The sequence below is a fragment of the Devosia sp. genome (assembly GCF_014860165.1).
Lineage (GTDB): Bacteria > Pseudomonadota > Alphaproteobacteria > Rhizobiales > Devosiaceae > Devosia.
Genome location: NZ_JACZKG010000043.1, coordinates 1 through 16356, shown reverse-complemented (window position 1 = coordinate 16356; position 16356 = coordinate 1). Strand labels below are relative to the sequence as shown.

General features: G+C 62.6%; 11 protein-coding genes. All 11 read left to right on the top strand.

The features are described from left to right. Positions 1–27 precede the first annotated feature (27 nt). Positions 28–402 (top strand): 50S ribosomal protein L7/L12, encoded by a 375-nt coding sequence (gene rplL, locus IH615_RS09660; protein ID WP_291361660.1) that lies wholly within the window; start codon positions 28–30, stop codon positions 400–402. A 351-nt stretch (positions 403–753) separates the two neighbouring features. Beyond that, positions 754–4896: a DNA-directed RNA polymerase subunit beta gene (gene rpoB / locus IH615_RS09655; RefSeq protein ID WP_291361659.1), complete on the top strand. Its 4143-nt coding sequence runs from the start codon at positions 754–756 to the stop codon at positions 4894–4896. Between the two features lie 78 nt (positions 4897–4974). Further along, complete coding sequence (gene rpoC / locus IH615_RS09650) at positions 4975–9222, top strand: DNA-directed RNA polymerase subunit beta' (RefSeq protein WP_291361658.1); 4248 nt, start codon at positions 4975–4977, stop codon at positions 9220–9222. A 141-nt stretch (positions 9223–9363) separates the two neighbouring features. After that, positions 9364–10254 carry a DMT family transporter gene (locus tag IH615_RS09645; RefSeq protein ID WP_291361657.1) on the top strand — a complete coding sequence of 297 codons (891 nt, stop codon included), beginning with the start codon at positions 9364–9366 and terminating at the stop codon, positions 10252–10254. A 66-nt stretch (positions 10255–10320) separates the two neighbouring features. Then, positions 10321–11052 (top strand): glycosyltransferase family 2 protein, encoded by a 732-nt coding sequence (locus IH615_RS09640; RefSeq protein ID WP_291361656.1) that lies wholly within the window; start codon positions 10321–10323, stop codon positions 11050–11052. After that, positions 11049–11357, top strand: a complete 309-nt coding sequence (locus tag IH615_RS09635; RefSeq protein ID WP_291361655.1) for a lipid-A-disaccharide synthase N-terminal domain-containing protein — start codon at positions 11049–11051, stop codon at positions 11355–11357. Before IH615_RS09640 ends, IH615_RS09635 begins: the two co-directional genes overlap by 4 nt. Next, a complete protein-coding gene (locus IH615_RS09630) occupies positions 11338–12762 on the top strand; it encodes a glycosyltransferase family 39 protein (protein ID WP_291361654.1) in 1425 nt (474 codons plus the stop codon). Before IH615_RS09635 ends, IH615_RS09630 begins: the two co-directional genes overlap by 20 nt. 263 nt (positions 12763–13025) lie before the next feature. After that, positions 13026–13397: a 30S ribosomal protein S12 gene (gene rpsL / locus IH615_RS09625; protein WP_165014620.1), complete on the top strand. Its 372-nt coding sequence runs from the start codon at positions 13026–13028 to the stop codon at positions 13395–13397. Positions 13398–13408: 11 nt separating this feature from the next. Beyond that, positions 13409–13879 (top strand): 30S ribosomal protein S7, encoded by a 471-nt coding sequence (gene rpsG, locus IH615_RS09620; protein WP_291361653.1) that lies wholly within the window; start codon positions 13409–13411, stop codon positions 13877–13879. A gap of 12 nt (positions 13880–13891) precedes the next feature. After that, positions 13892–16009 (top strand): elongation factor G, encoded by a 2118-nt coding sequence (gene fusA / locus IH615_RS09615; RefSeq protein ID WP_291361652.1) that lies wholly within the window; start codon positions 13892–13894, stop codon positions 16007–16009. A gap of 83 nt (positions 16010–16092) precedes the next feature. After that, positions 16093–16356, top strand: a 264-nt coding sequence (locus IH615_RS09610; protein WP_291361651.1) for a GTP-binding protein, incomplete at its 3' end; no start/stop codon positions are given.

Here is a 16356-nt window from a genome sequence, read left to right as displayed (position 1 = left end):
AACACCTACAAAAGAGAGATTTATCAAATGGCTGATCTCGCCAAGATCGTAGACGACCTGTCTGCCCTGACCGTTCTGGAAGCTTCGGAACTGTCGAAGATGCTGGAAGAAAAGTGGGGCGTTTCCGCCGCCGCTCCGGTTGCTGTTGCTGCTGCCGGTGGCGCTGCCCCGGCTGCTGCCGCTGAAGAAAAGACCGAATTTGACGTGATCCTCGCCTCGTTCGGCGACAACAAGATCAACGTCATCAAGGAAGTCCGCGCCATCACCGGCCTGGGCCTCGGCGAAGCCAAGGCTCTGGTTGAAGCTGCTCCCAAGGCCATCAAGGAAGGCGCTTCGAAGGCCGAAGCTGCCGACATCAAGGCGAAGCTGGAAGCTGCCGGCGCCAAGGTCGAACTCAAGTAATTTCGACTTCTGCCTTGAAATTTGCGAAATGGCGCTTTATGTGCCATTTCGCATCCTCGTTTTCACGAGACGATTCGCCGGACCGATTGGATGGGTCCCTGGCGCCAATTTGCGGAATATATGACGATTTCGATGTCTGAGGCACGCTGACGTCCACGTGGCCCTATGGTTCTTGACCATGGGGTGTTTGACGTTTTCTTGTCCGCCTTCCATTGGCTCTGGAAGGTTTCAGGCGTCGCTGAGCCCGAATCTACTGCCTAATCAAGGGCATATATCCCGAGACCCGACGGCTGATAGTCGGATTTTTGGATATCTGCCTCCGAGACAAATCGCAAAGAAACAGGAGCTTTCATGGCTACCACGTTCAACGGCCGCCGCAAGGTACGCAAGTCCTTCGGTTCCATTCGCGAAGTCACGGAGATGCCCAACCTGATCGAGGTCCAGAAGGCCTCCTATGATCAGTTCCTCCTCGTCGACGAGCCCAAGGGTGGCCGTCCCGATGAAGGGCTTCAGTCCGTCTTCCGTTCGGTTTTCCCGATCACCGACTTCTCCAATACGGCGTCTCTCGAATTCGTGAAGTACGAGTTCGAGCAGCCCAAATACGACATCGAAGAGTGCCGTGCGCGCGACATCACGTTCGCTGCCCCGCTCAAGGTGACGCTGCGGCTGATCGTGTTCGAGGTGGACGAGGAAACCGGCGCCCGTTCGGTCAAGGACATCAAGGAGCAGGACGTCTACATGGGCGACATGCCCTTCATGACGAGCAACGGCACCTTCATCGTCAACGGCACCGAGCGCGTCATCGTCTCGCAGATGCACCGTTCGCCCGGCGTGTTCTTCGATCACGACAAGGGCAAGACCCATTCGTCCGGCAAGCTGCTGTTTGCCGGCCGCATCATTCCCTATCGCGGCTCCTGGCTCGATATCGAGTTCGATGCCAAGGACGTGGTGTTCGCGCGCATCGATCGCCGCCGCAAGATTCCGGTCACCTCGCTGCTCAAGGCGCTTGGCATGGATACTGAGGAAATCCTCAGCACCTATTACAAGACGCTGCAGTATGAGAAGACCGACAAGGGCTGGCGCGTGCCCTACGACGCCGAGAAGTGGAAGGGCGCCAAGCCGAGCCACGACCTGATTGACGCCAAGACCGGCGACGTCGTCCACGAGGGCGGCAAGAAGCTGTCCGCACGCCAGGCCAAGAAGCTGAGCGAAAACGGCCTGACGCACCTGCTGGCGGTCAATGAAGACCTCTATGGCATGTATGTCGCCGAGGACCTGATCAACATGAAGACCGGCGAGGTCTACATGGAGGCAGGCGACGAGCTCGACGAGAAGACCCTGACCAAGATGATGGATCTGGGCTTCGACGAGCTGCCGATCCTGGACATCGACCACATCACCATCGGTGCCTATATCCGCAACACGCTTGCCGTGGACAAGAACGAGACGCGTGAAGACGCGCTGTTCGACATCTACCGCGTGATGCGTCCCGGCGAGCCGCCGACCGTCGATACTGCCGAAGCCATGTTCCAGTCGCTGTTCTTCGACAGCGAGCGCTATGACCTGTCTGCAGTCGGCCGCGTCAAGATGAACATGCGCCTCGAGCTCGATGCGCCCGACACCATGCGCACCCTGCGCAAGGAAGATATCGTGGAAGTCGTCCGCACCCTGGTCGACCTGCGCGATGGCCGTGGCGAAATCGACGACATCGACAATCTCGGCAATCGTCGCGTGCGTTCGGTCGGCGAACTCATGGAAAACTCCTATCGCCTTGGCCTGCTCCGCATGGAACGCGCCATCAAGGAGCGCATGAGCTCGGTTGAAATCGACACTGTCATGCCGCAGGACCTGATCAACGCCAAGCCGGCTGCTGCCGCGGTGCGTGAATTCTTCGGCTCCTCGCAGCTCAGCCAGTTCATGGACCAGACCAACCCGCTTTCGGAAATCACCCACAAGCGTCGCCTGTCGGCGCTTGGGCCGGGCGGTCTCACCCGTGAGCGCGCTGGCTTTGAAGTCCGCGACGTGCATCCGACCCACTATGGCCGTATCTGCCCGATCGAGACGCCGGAAGGCCCGAATATCGGTCTGATCAACTCGCTGTCGACCTTCGCCCGCGTCAACAAGTACGGCTTCATCGAGACCCCGTACCGCAAGATCGTGGACGGCGTGCTGACCAATGACGTGGTCTATCTCTCCGCCATGGAAGAGGCCAAGCACTACGTCGCCCAGGCCAACGTGCAGTTCAACAAGGACGGCACGCTGAAGGACGATCTGGTCGTGGCGCGTCACGCCGGCGACAACGGCCTGACGCCCAAGGAAAACGTCGATCTGATGGACGTTTCGCCCAAGCAGATGGTGTCGGTTGCCGCCTCGCTGATCCCGTTCCTCGAAAACGACGACGCCAACCGCGCCCTGATGGGCTCGAACATGCAGCGTCAGGCCGTGCCGCTGCTGCGTGCCCATGCTCCCTTCGTGGGCACGGGCATGGAAGCGATCGTGGCCCGTGACTCCGGCGCCGCCATCGTGGCCAAGCGCAAGGGCATCGTCGACCAGGTGGACGCCACCCGTATCGTTATCCGCGCAACGGAAGAAACCGATGCGTCGGTCTCGGGCGTCGACATCTACAACCTGATGAAGTTCCAGCGTTCGAACCAGTCGACCTGCATCAATCAGCGTCCGCTGGTGGTGGTGGGCGATCACGTCAACCAGGGCGACATCATCGCCGACGGTCCGTCGACCGAGCTGGGCGACCTGGCCCTGGGCCGCAACGTGCTCGTCGCGTTCATGCCCTGGAATGGCTACAACTTCGAAGACTCGATCCTGCTGTCTGAAAAGATCGCCATGAACGACGTCTTCACCTCGATCCACATCGAGGAATATGAAGTGATGGCCCGCGACACCAAGCTTGGTCCGGAGGAAATCACCCGCGACATTCCGAACGTCTCGGAAGAAGCGCTGAAGAACCTCGACGAAGCCGGTATCGTCCATATCGGTGCAGAAGTCGCCCCGGGCGACATCCTGGTCGGCAAGATCACCCCCAAGGGTGAATCGCCGATGACGCCGGAAGAGAAGCTCCTCCGCGCCATCTTCGGCGAGAAGGCATCCGACGTTCGTGATACCTCCCTGCGCGTGCCGCCGGGCGATGCTGGTACTGTCGTTGAAGTGCGCGTGTTCAATCGCCACGGCATCGATAAGGACGAGCGCGCCATGGCCATCGAGCGCGAGGAAATCGAGCGTCTCGCCAAGGACCGTGACGACGAACAGTCGATCCTGGACCGCAACGTCTATGCCCGCCTCAAGGAAATGCTGTTCGGCAAGGCCGCTACGGCAGGTCCGAAGGGCTATGTCGTGGGCACCAAGCTCAACGACCAGATGTTCGAGGCTCAGCCCCGCTCCAAGTGGTGGCAGTTCGCGGTCGATGACGACAAGGTCATGACCGAGATGGAAGCGCTTCATGCCCAGTATGAAGAGAGCCGCCGTCTGCTCGAGCAGCGTTTCATCGACAAGGTGGACAAGCTGCAGCGCGGTGACGAACTTCCGCCGGGCGTGATGAAGATGGTCAAGGTCTTCATCGCCACCAAGCGCAAGATCCAGCCGGGCGACAAGATGGCCGGCCGTCACGGCAACAAGGGCGTGGTTTCGCGCATCGTTCCCGTGGAAGACATGCCGTATCTGGAAGATGGTACGTCGGTCGACATCGTGCTGAACCCGCTGGGCGTGCCTTCGCGCATGAATGTGGGCCAGATTCTCGAGACGCACCTGGGCTGGGCTTGCGCCGGCATGGGCAAGAAGATCGACGAGATGGTCCGCATCTACCAGCAGAAGGGTGACCTCAAGCCGCTCCGCAAGGAAATCGGCGAGCTCTTTGCCGGTGACGAGTCGGTTACCGATCTGGACGATGACGGCCTTGTCCGCCTGGGCGAACACCTTTCCAAGGGCGTGTCGATCGCGACCCCGGTGTTCGACGGCGCCAAGGAAGCCGATATCGTCGAGATGCTGGAACGTGCCGGCCTCAAGGGCTCTGGCCAGTCGACCGTCTATGATGGCCGTTCGGGCGAGCAGTTCGATCGTCAGGTGACCGTGGGCTATATCTATATGCTCAAGCTCGATCACTTGGTGGACAACAAGATCCACGCCCGTTCGATCGGCCCGTACTCGCTGGTCACCCAGCAGCCGCTGGGCGGCAAGGCCCAGTTCGGCGGTCAGCGCTTCGGCGAGATGGAAGTGTGGGCTCTGGAAGCCTATGGCGCGGCCTATACGCTCCAGGAAATGCTCACCATCAAGTCGGACGACGTTGCCGGTCGTACCAAGGTCTACGAAGCCATCGTGCGTGGCGACGACACGTTCGAAGCGGGCATCCCCGAGAGCTTCAACGTTCTGGTCAAGGAAATCCGTTCGCTCGGTCTCAATGTCGAACTCGACATGCGTGAGATCGACGATGGGTCCGAAAAGGCCGAAGCGGAGCTCGCACCTCCTCAGGAAGCGGCGGAATAATCCGGCACTTCCTACCCCCATTCACTTCCGGAGGGAGCAGGGCGTGAGCCCGCTCCCGAAGGAAAGAGGAGAGAATTGATGAATCATCATTCCCACGTCATGGACCCGTTCAACCCGGCCGTTCCGGTGCAGACTTTCGATCAGATGAAGATCTCGATCGCTTCGCCCGAGAAGATCCTGAGCTGGTCTTACGGCGAGATCAAGAAGCCCGAAACCATCAACTATCGCACGTTCAAGCCTGAACGCGATGGTCTGTTCTGCGCACGCATCTTTGGCCCCGTGAAGGACTATGAGTGCCTGTGCGGCAAGTACAAGCGCATGAAGTTCAAGGGCGTCATCTGCGAAAAGTGCGGTGTGGAAGTCACCCTGAGCCGCGTCCGTCGCGAGCGCATGGGCCATATCGAACTGGCCGCTCCGGTCGCCCACATCTGGTTCCTGAAGTCCCTGCCGTCCCGTATCGCGCTGCTGCTCGATATGACGCTGAAGGATATCGAGCGTATCCTGTATTTCGAGAACTATGTCGTTCTCGACGCTGGCCTCACGCCCTTCACCCAGCATGAACTGCTGACCGAAGAGCAGTTCCTCGACGCCCAGGACGAATATGGTGCCGACAGCTTCACCGCCAAGATCGGCGCGGAAGCTATCCGCGACATCCTGCTCGCCCTCGATCTCGAGAAGATCGCGGCCGACCTGCGCGTGGAAATTGCTGAGTCCACCACGGAACTTAAGCCCAAGAAGCTCGCCAAGCGCTTGAAGATCGTCGAGCAGTTCATCGTCTCGGGCAACAAGCCCGAATGGATGATCATGACCGTCATTCCGGTCATTCCGCCCGAGCTGCGCCCGCTGGTGCCGCTGGATGGTGGCCGCTTTGCCACGTCCGATCTCAACGACCTCTATCGTCGCGTGATCAACCGCAACAACCGGTTGAAGCGCCTGATCGAGCTGCGGGCGCCTGACATCATCATCCGCAACGAAAAGCGCATGCTGCAGGAAGCCGTGGACGCGCTGTTCGACAACGGCCGCCGTGGCCGCACCATCACCGGTGCCAACAAGCGGCCGCTGAAGTCGCTGTCCGACATGCTCAAGGGCAAGCAGGGCCGGTTCCGCCAGAACCTGCTCGGCAAGCGCGTCGACTATTCGGGTCGTTCGGTCATCACCGTGGGTCCAAACCTCAAGCTGCACCAGTGCGGCCTGCCCAAGAAGATGGCGCTCGAGCTGTTCAAGCCCTTCATCTATAGCCGTCTTGAGGCGAAGGGTTTCTCTTCGACCGTCAAGCAGGCCAAGAAGCTGGTCGAGAAGGAGAAGCCTGAGGTCTGGGATATCCTGGACGAAGTGATCCGCGAGCATCCGGTTCTGCTGAACCGCGCTCCGACGCTGCACCGCCTTGGCATCCAGGCCTTCGAGCCGATCCTGATCGAAGGCAAGGCCATCCGTCTGCACCCGCTCGTCTGCTCGGCTTTCAATGCCGACTTCGACGGCGACCAGATGGCCGTTCACGTTCCCCTCTCGCTGGAAGCCCAGCTTGAGGCGCGTGTGCTGATGATGTCGACCAACAACGTTCTGTCGCCCGCCAACGGCGCGCCGATCATCGTGCCGTCGCAGGACATGGTTCTGGGCCTTTACTACGTCACGATGGAACGCAAGGGCATGCAGGGCGAAGGCATGGCCTTTGCCGACATCGAGGAAGTGGAACACGCGCTGGCCGCCGGTGCGGTGCATCTGCACGCCCGCATCAAGGCCCGCCTGCGTCAGGTCGACGACGAAGGCAACATCGTCTGGAAGCGGTTCGACACCACGCCCGGCCGCCTGCGGCTTGGCAACCTGTTGCCGCTGAACGCCAAGGCGCCGTTCGAACTGGTCAACCGTCCGCTTCGCAAGAAGGACGTGCAGACCGTCATCGACACCGTCTATCGCTACTGCGGTCAGAAAGAGTCGGTCATCTTCTGCGACCAGATCATGGGCCTTGGCTTCCGTGAAGCCTTCCGCGCCGGGATTTCCTTCGGCAAGGACGACATGGTCATCCCCGACAACAAGTGGGATATCGTCAACGAGGTGAAGGAACAGGTTGCCGGTTTCGAGCAGCAGTACCTCGACGGCCTGATCACTCAGGGCGAGAAGTACAACAAGGTCGTGGACGCCTGGTCGAAGTGCAACGACAAGGTCACCGACGCCATGATGAAGACCATCTCGGCGCCGAAGTTCGACGACAGTGGCGCCGAAAAGGAACCGAACTCGGTCTACATGATGGCCCACTCCGGTGCCCGGGGTTCGGTCACGCAGATGAAGCAGCTGGGCGCGATGCGCGGCCTGATGGCCAAGCCGAACGGCGAGATCATCGAGACGCCGATCATCTCGAACTTCAAGGAAGGTCTGACCGTTCTTGAATACTTCAACTCGACCCACGGCGCCCGGAAGGGTCTGTCGGATACCGCGCTGAAGACGGCGAACTCGGGCTACCTGACCCGCCGTCTGGTGGACGTGGCGCAGGACTGCATCATCCGCGTGCATGACTGCGGCACCGAACGGGCGATCACCGCCGAAACCGCCGTGAATGATGGTGAAGTGGTGCAGACCCTGGCCGAGCGCGTGCTGGGCCGGGTGGCTGCCGACGACATCCTGGTGCCGGGCACCGAGGAAGTCATCGTCCGCCGCGGCGAGCTGATCGACGAACGTCGTTCCGACGCCATCCATGTGGCCGGCGTCCAGACCGCGCGCATCCGCAGCCCGCTGACCTGCGAGTCCGAAGAGGGCGTCTGCGCGCTCTGCTACGGCCGTGACCTGGCGCGCGGCACGCTGGTGAACATCGGTGAGGCTGTCGGCATCATCGCCGCCCAGTCCATCGGCGAACCCGGCACGCAGCTGACGATGCGGACCTTCCACATCGGCGGCGTGGCGCAGGGCGGCCAGCAGTCGTTCCTAGAAGCCAGCCAGGAAGGCAAGATCGAGTTCCGCAACGCGAACCTGCTGCAGAACGTGGCGGGCGAGCAGATCGTGATCGGCCGCAACATGTCGATCGCGATTGTGGATGAAACCGGCGGCGAGCGGGCGGTTCACAAGCTGACCTATGGCGCCAAGGTCCATGTCAAGGAAGGTGCGCAGGTCAAGCGCGGCACCAAGCTGTTCGAATGGGACCCCTATACCCTGCCGATCATCGCCGAAAAGGCGGGTGTGGCACGGTTCAAGGATCTCATCTCGGGTCTGTCGGTCCGCGAGGATACCGACGAAGCGACCGGCATGACGCAAAAGATCGTGTCCGACTGGCGCTCGGCGCCGAAGGGCGGCGATCTGAAGCCCGAAGTCATCGTGATGGACCCGGCAACCGGCGACCCCGTGCGCAACGATGCGGGCAACCCGATCAGCTATCCGATGTCGGTGGATGCCATTCTGTCGGTCGAGGACGGGCAGGAAATCCGGCCCGGCGACGTGGTGGCGCGTATCCCGCGCGAAGGTGCCAAGACCAAGGACATCACCGGGGGTCTTCCCCGCGTGGCGGAACTGTTCGAAGCCCGTCGTCCGAAGGATCACGCGATCATCGCCGAAACCGATGGCTATGTCCGCTTCGGCAAGGACTACAAGAACAAGCGCCGCATCACCGTGGAACCGGTCGATGAGACGCTGACCCCGATCGAGTACATGATCCCCAAGGGCAAGCACATTCCGGTTCAGGAAGGCGACTTCGTCCAGAAGGGCGACTACATCATGGACGGCAACCCGGCTCCGCATGACATCCTGCGGATCATGGGGATCGAGGCGCTTGCCAACTACATGATCGACGAGGTGCAGGACGTCTATCGCCTGCAGGGCGTGAAGATCAACGACAAGCACATCGAGGTCATCGTTCGTCAGATGCTTCAGAAGCTGGAAATCCTCGACAGCGGCGACACCACGCTGCTGAAGGGCGAACAGGTCGAGAAGCAGGAACTGGAAGAAGAAAACCTCAAGGTCCGGGCCCGCGGCGCACGCGAAGCCAAGGCCGAGCCGGTTCTTCTGGGCATCACCAAGGCGTCGCTGCAGACCCGCAGCTTCATCTCGGCGGCGTCCTTCCAGGAAACCACCCGCGTGCTGACCGAGGCTTCGGTTCAGGGCAAGCGCGACAAGCTGGTGGGTCTGAAGGAAAACGTCATCGTCGGCCGCCTGATCCCGGCGGGTACTGGCGGGGCAACCGGCCGCGTGAAGAAGATCGCCACCGACCGCGACCACACCGTGATCGAGGCGCGCCGGACCGAGGCCGAACAGGCCGCCGCTCTGGCCGCACCGATGGACGACGTGATGGACTTCACGGCGGACTCGGGTCTGGTCGATACGGTGGAAAGCCGCGGCGAGTAATCGCTCGGCGATGAAATCAAGGGGCCGCGCGGCGCAGGTCGCGCGGCCCTTTCCATGTGTGAAACATTTCGTGCGTCCGTCCGCCCTTGCCGGCCCGCCGCCTGGCGGCCAGAACGGACCAAGCGCATTCCGGATCGTGACATGACCTTGTCTGACAACTCCCGCGGCATCCTGTTGATGTGCGGTTCGATGCTGGCCTTCACGGTCAACGACAGTTTCATGAAGGCCGCCACCCAGACGATGCCGCTGTTTCAGGCCATCGCGCTGCGTGGGGTGGTGGCAACGGTCGCGCTGCTGGTCATCGCGCGGCTGACCTCGGGCAGCCCTTCGATCATGCCGCAGGGGGCCGACCGGTGGCGGGTTGCCCTGCGGTCGCTGGCCGAGATCGGGGCGACGGCCACTTTCCTGACGGCGCTGACGCATATGCCGCTGGCCAACCTGTCGGCCATCATGCAGGCCTTGCCGCTGGCGTTGACGCTTGCCGCGGCGCTGTGGCTGAAAGAGCCGATCGGCTGGCGGCGGCTGACGGCCATCCTCATCGGCTTTCTGGGTGTCATGCTGATCGTCAAGCCCGGCACCGGCGGCTTTACCGTCTGGTCGGTTCTGGGGCTGATCGCGGTCGGTTGCGTAGTGGTGCGCGATCTGTCCACGCGCACGCTGTCGCGTCAGGTGCCCTCGGCTGCGGTGGCGGTCTGGGCTTCGGTTGCGGTGATGGTCATGGGAGCCATCGTAACGGCCATCGAGGGGTGGCGTCCCGTCTCAGGCCCCGAGGCGGGGCATCTGGCCGCCGCCTCGCTGGCGCTGGTGGTGGGCTACATGCTGTCGGTCATGGTGATGCGGGTCGGCGACATCGGGCTGATTGCGCCTTTCCGCTATACCGCGCTTCTGTGGGCGATCCTTTTCGGCTGGCTGCTGTTCGGCACGCTGCCCGATGGATGGACGGTTGTGGGTGCTGCCATCGTCGTGGCCACCGGCATCTATACCCTGTTGCGTGAGCGCAAATTGCGCCGCCGCGCCGCCATGGCGGGCTGAGGAATTGCATGACTTGGGTGCAGCGCCTATAGAGGCGACAGGCGGGCATCCCCGCAAGGCGTGGCCATGACAGTGATTTCCGTCGTCATCCCCTGCAAGAACGAGGCCGGGAACATCGTGGCGTTGGTCGAGGGTATCGACCGCGCCCTGACGCCCCATGCCCCGTTTGAAATCATCGTGGTCGATGACGGCTCGACCGATGCCACCGGCGACGCGGTGCTGGCACGGGCCGAATCCATGCCCCACCTGCGGCTGATCCGGCATGACCGGTCGGGTGGGCAGTCGGCAGCTGTGCATTCGGGGGTGCTGGCGGCGACCGCGCCGATCATCCTGACGCTGGACGGCGACGGCCAGAACCCGCCGGAAGAACTGCCCAAGCTGGCAGCGCCGCTTCTGGCCGATGCTTCCGGGCAGATCGGGCTGGTTGCCGGGCAGCGCGTGGGCCGGCAGGATACCTGGTCGAAGAAGATCGCCTCGCGCTTTGCCAACCGGCTGCGTGCCTGGGTGCTGGATGACCATACCCGCGACACCGGCTGCGGGCTGAAGGGTTTCCGGCGTGAAGGGTTCCTGCGGCTGCCCTATTTCGACCACATGCACCGCTATCTGCCGGCGCTGTTTGCTCGGGACGGATGGCAGATTGCCCATGTCGATGTGACGCACCGGCCGCGGGGCGAGGGGCGATCGAACTACTCGAACATCCAGCGCGCGCTGGTGGGTGTGGTGGACCTGATGGGCGTGGCCTGGCTTCTGCGCCGGCGCAAGAAGGCGCGGCCGATCACCGGGAAAGGGACCGAATGAGCACGCTGATGTCGTGGTTCCACGTCAATTCGACGGCCGAGCTTTTGTGGGTGCTGTTCGGGTTCCTTGCGCAGGCCATGTTCACCGCGCGCTTCCTGATCCAGTGGCTGGCCTCGGAAAAGGCGCGCAAGTCGGTGGTGCCGGTGGCCTTCTGGTATTTCTCGCTGCTGGGGGGCGTGATGCTGCTGGCCTACGCCATTCACCGCCGCGACCCGGTGTTCATTCTGGGTCAGGCGCTGGGTGTCGTGATCTATCTGCGCAACCTGTGGCTGATCCGCAATGACAGTGTCTCGGGCGGAAACTGAGGCCGGCTGGCTGCGGCTGGCCGTCCTGCTGGTGCTGGCGGTCACGGCGCTGCGCTGGCTGTTGCTGGCGTTCAACCGGACCGACCTGTTTGTCGATGAATCGCAGTACTGGCTTTGGGGGCAGGAGTTTGCCTTCGGCTATTATTCCAAACCCCCGCTGATCGCCTGGCTGATCGGCGCGGTCACTTGGCTGGCCGGGTCGGATGCGCCGTTCTGGGTGCGGATGCCGGGGGCGGCGCTGCACGGCGCGACGGCGCTGATCCTGGGGGCGCTGGCCGCAAGGGCAGGGGGGCGCAATCTGGCCCTGTGGGTGGTGGCCGGCTATCTGACCTTGCCGATGGTCGCGGCAGGCAGTCTGCTGATCTCGACCGATACGGTCATGGCGCCATTCTTTGCGGCGGCGCTGCTGTTTCATGCGCGGCTGCTGGAAAAGGGGCGTGCGCGTGATGCGCTGTTGGCCGGGGCGATGGCAGGCGTTGCCTGTCTTGGCAAGTATGCCGGAGCCTACTTCCTTGTCGGGGTCGTGCTGGCGGCGCTTCTGCGGCGCGACCTTCGGCCCCGGCCAGGCCATGCGGTGCTGATCCTGCTGGCATGGGCCGTAGTGCTGTCCCCGAACCTGCTGTGGAACCTGAACCACGGGCTTTCCACCCTGTCGCATACTGCCGACAACATCGGCTGGGTCCGGCAGGACAGCCTGCTGGCCGGGCTGAATCCCGCCGGGCTGCTGGAGTTCTGGGGCGCGCAGTTCGGCGTTGCCGGGCCGGTGGTGATGGGGGCGCTGGTCGCGGGGCTCTGGCATCTGCGGCGGCATGCGCAGTGGGCGGCCTTCGTCCTGCCGCCGCTGGCCGTTGTCAGCCTTCAGGCGCTGATGGACAAGGCCTATGCCAACTGGGCGGTCGCGGCCTATTTCGCCGGTACGGTTCTGGCTATGGCGGTTCTGGCGGGCTGGCCCCGGCTGCGGGCCGCGGGCGTGGGGCTGAACGCGCTGATCTGCATTGCGCTGCCGGTGCTGACGCTGTTCCCGACCCTTGGCCCCGCCGAGCGGCCCTGGCTTGCCCGGCAGCTGGGGCGGGCCGACATGTCGCAGCAGATCATCGCGCTGGCTAAAGCCAACGGGGCCGCCGCCGTCCTGTCCGAAGACCGCGATGTGCTTGCCGATCTCTACTATACCGGGCGCGATGCCGGGCTGGCCTTCTATGCCCCCCGCCCCGCAGGCCGGCCGATGAACCATTATGAGCAGAGCTATCCGCTGCCCGAAGGCTTTGCTGAGCCGCTTCTTCTGGTTGCCGAGGCGGCGCCCGCATGCGCCGGCGCGGCCTTCCCGCTGGATGCCGCAGGCGGCGCCTATGCCCGTAGGGGGCTGGGTGCGTGGCTTCTGCCGGCCGGGTGCCAGCCCGCGCCGTGACGCGGCGCGACTGCCATTGACATCCCCCGGCCAAGCCCGTATCAGCGCCTCACTTCCGCATGAGGGGATTCTCTCTTGCGGCGGTCAGAATGCTTGATGTGGTCATGATCCGGGTCTGAACCCCGATCCTCTGGAATTCCACCGCGTCGTCCCCGCACGGGATGATTGCGGTTTTGTGCTTTGCGATTCGCGCAAGGCACACGTCGAGAAGTGGCGCGCCGAAGTTCGGTGCGAGTATTGACAGAGCAACACGAGGAACGTGAATGCCGACGATCCAACAGCTGATCCGGAAACCCCGGGAAGCGAATGTGCGGAAGTCCAAGTCGCAGCACCTGGAATCCTGCCCGCAGAAGCGTGGGGTTTGCACCCGCGTCTACACCACCACCCCGAAGAAGCCGAACTCGGCCATGCGGAAAGTCGCCAAGGTGCGTCTGACCAACGGCTTTGAGGTCATCTCCTACATTCCGGGCGAAAAGCACAACCTGCAGGAACACTCGGTTGTTCTGATCCGCGGCGGCCGCGTCAAAGACTTGCCGGGTGTGCGTTACCACATCCTGCGCGGTGTTCTGGATACCCAGGGCGTCAAAGACCGTCGTCAGCGTCGTTCGAAGTACGGCGCCAAGCGTCCGAAGTGAGGTATTGAGAGATGTCCCGTCGTCACGCCGCAGAGAAGCGCGAAATTCTCCCGGACGCCAAGTATGGCGACCGCGTTCTGACCAAGTTCATGAACAACCTGATGCTCGACGGCAAGAAGTCTGTCGCCGAGTCGATCGTCTATGGCGCGCTTGAGCGCGTCCAGACCCGTCTGAAGCGCGAGCCGGTGCAGGCTTTCCACGAAGCGCTGGACAACGTGAAGCCTTCGGTCGAAGTGCGCAGCCGCCGTGTGGGCGGTGCGACCTACCAGGTTCCCGTCGAAGTCCGCACCGAGCGTCGTGAAGCCCTGGCGATCCGCTGGCTGATCACCGCCGCCCGCAAGCGCAACGAGAACACCATGGAAGAGCGTCTGGCCGCCGAACTGGCCGATGCCGTCAACAACCGTGGCACCGCCGTGAAGAAGCGCGAAGACACCCACAAGATGGCCGACGCGAACAAAGCGTTCAGCCATTACCGCTGGTAAGGAGCGCCTCAAATGGCACGCGAATATCCGCTGAACCTCTACCGCAACTTCGGGATCATGGCCCACATCGACGCGGGCAAGACCACGACGACCGAGCGGATTCTGTATTACACCGGCAAGTCCCACAAGATCGGCGAAGTCCACGACGGCGCCGCGACCATGGACTGGATGGAGCAGGAGCAGGAACGCGGGATCACCATCACCTCGGCTGCGACCACCACCTTCTGGGAACGCACCGAAGACGGCAAGACCCCGCAGTCGCCGAAGCACCGCTTCAACATCATCGACACCCCCGGCCACGTTGACTTCACCATCGAAGTCGAACGTTCGCTTGCCGTGCTTGACGGTGCCGTCTGCCTGCTGGACGCCAACGCCGGCGTTGAACCCCAGACCGAAACCGTGTGGCGTCAGGCTGACCGCTACAAGGTTCCGCGCATCGTGTTCGTCAACAAGATGGACAAGATCGGGGCCGACTTCTTCAACTGTGTGAAGATGATCAAGGACCGCACCGGCGCCACCCCCGCCCCGATCGCCCTGCCGATCGGCGCCGAGGACAAGCTGGAAGGCATCATCGACCTGGTGACCATGAAGGAATGGGTCTATCTGGGCGAAGATCTTGGCGCTTCGTGGGAAATCCGCGACATCCGCGCCGGCCTGCAGGCCGAAGCCGATGAATGGCGCGGCAAGCTGGTCGAACTCGCCGTCGAACAGGACGACGAGGCGATGGAAGCCTATCTGGAAGGCAACGAGCCTGACGTCGACACCCTGCGGAAGCTGATCCGCAAGGGCTGCCTCGCCATGGCCTTCGTTCCGGTGACCGCCGGTTCGGCCTTCAAGAACAAGGGCGTCCAGCCGGTTCTGAACGCTGTGATCGACTATCTGCCCTCGCCGCTGGATATCCCGCCCTACATGGGCTTCAAGCCGGGCGACGAGACGGAAACCCGCAACATCGCGCGGTCGGCCGATGACACCCAGCCCTTCGCGGCGCTGGCGTTCAAGATCATGAACGACCCCTTCGTCGGCTCGCTCACCTTCACCCGGATCTATTCGGGCGTCCTGAAGAAGGGCGACCAGATGGTCAACTCGACCAAAGAGCGCAAAGAGCGCGTTGGCCGGATGATGATGATGCACGCCATCAACCGCGAGGAAATCGATGAAGCCTTTGCCGGTGACATCATTGCGCTGGCGGGCCTGAAGGAAACCACCACCGGTGACACCCTGTGCGACCCGAACCATCAGGTCGTTCTGGAAACCATGACCTTCCCGGAACCGGTGATCGAGATCGCCGTGGAACCGAAGTCGAAGGCCGACCAGGAGAAGATGGGCCTCGCCCTTGCTCGCCTGGCTGCCGAAGACCCGTCCTTCCGCGTCGAAACTGATCTGGAATCGGGCCAGACCATCATGAAGGGCATGGGCGAACTTCACCTCGACATCCTCGTTGACCGCATGCGGCGCGAGTTCAAGGTCGAGGCGAATATCGGTGCCCCGCAGGTGGCCTACCGCGAGACGATCTCGAACGCGCACGAAATCGACTACACCCACAAGAAGCAGACCGGCGGCACGGGCCAGTTCGCCCGCGTCAAGCTGCAGATCACCCCGACGCAACCGGGCGAAGGCTATTCCTTCGAATCCAAGATCGTTGGCGGTGCGGTGCCGAAGGAATACATCCCCGGCGTCGAAAAGGGCATCAAGTCCGTCATGGACTCGGGCCCGCTCGCTGGCTTCCCGGTCATCGACTTCAAGGTGGCGCTGGTTGACGGTGCCTTCCACGACGTCGACTCGTCGGTTCTGGCCTTCGAAATCGCGTCCCGTGCAGCCATGCGTGAAGGCCTGAAGAAGGCCGGCGCGAAACTGCTGGAACCGATCATGAAGGTCGAGGTCGTGACGCCGGAAGAATACACCGGTTCGATCATCGGCGACCTGACCTCGCGTCGGGGCATGGTGCAGGGTCAGGACAGCCGCGGCAACGCCAACGTCATCACGGCGATGGTGCCGCTGGCCAACATGTTCGGCTACATCAACAACCTGCGCTCGATGTCGTCGGGCCGCGCGGTCTTCACGATGCTGTTCGACCACTACGACGCGGTTCCCGAGAATATCTCGCAGGAAATCCAGAAGAAATACGCGTGATGCGTGCGGTGGGCGGCAACGCCCACCCTACCCCGTAGGGTGCGTGATCCACGCACCGCAACCGAATGTAAGGAGTTGCCACGATGGCAAAGGCAAAGTTTGAACGGAATAAACCGCATGTGAACATCGGGACCATTGGTCACGTTGACCATGGGAAGACGACGCTGACGGCTGCGATCACGAAGTACTTCGGCGAGTTCCGCGCCTATGACCAGATTGACGGTGCGCCGGAAGAGCGTGCGCGGGGGATCACGATCTCGACCGCTCACGTCGAGTATGAGACCGAGGCGCGCCACTACGCCCACGTCGACTGCCCCGGCCACGCCGACTATGTGAAGAACATGATC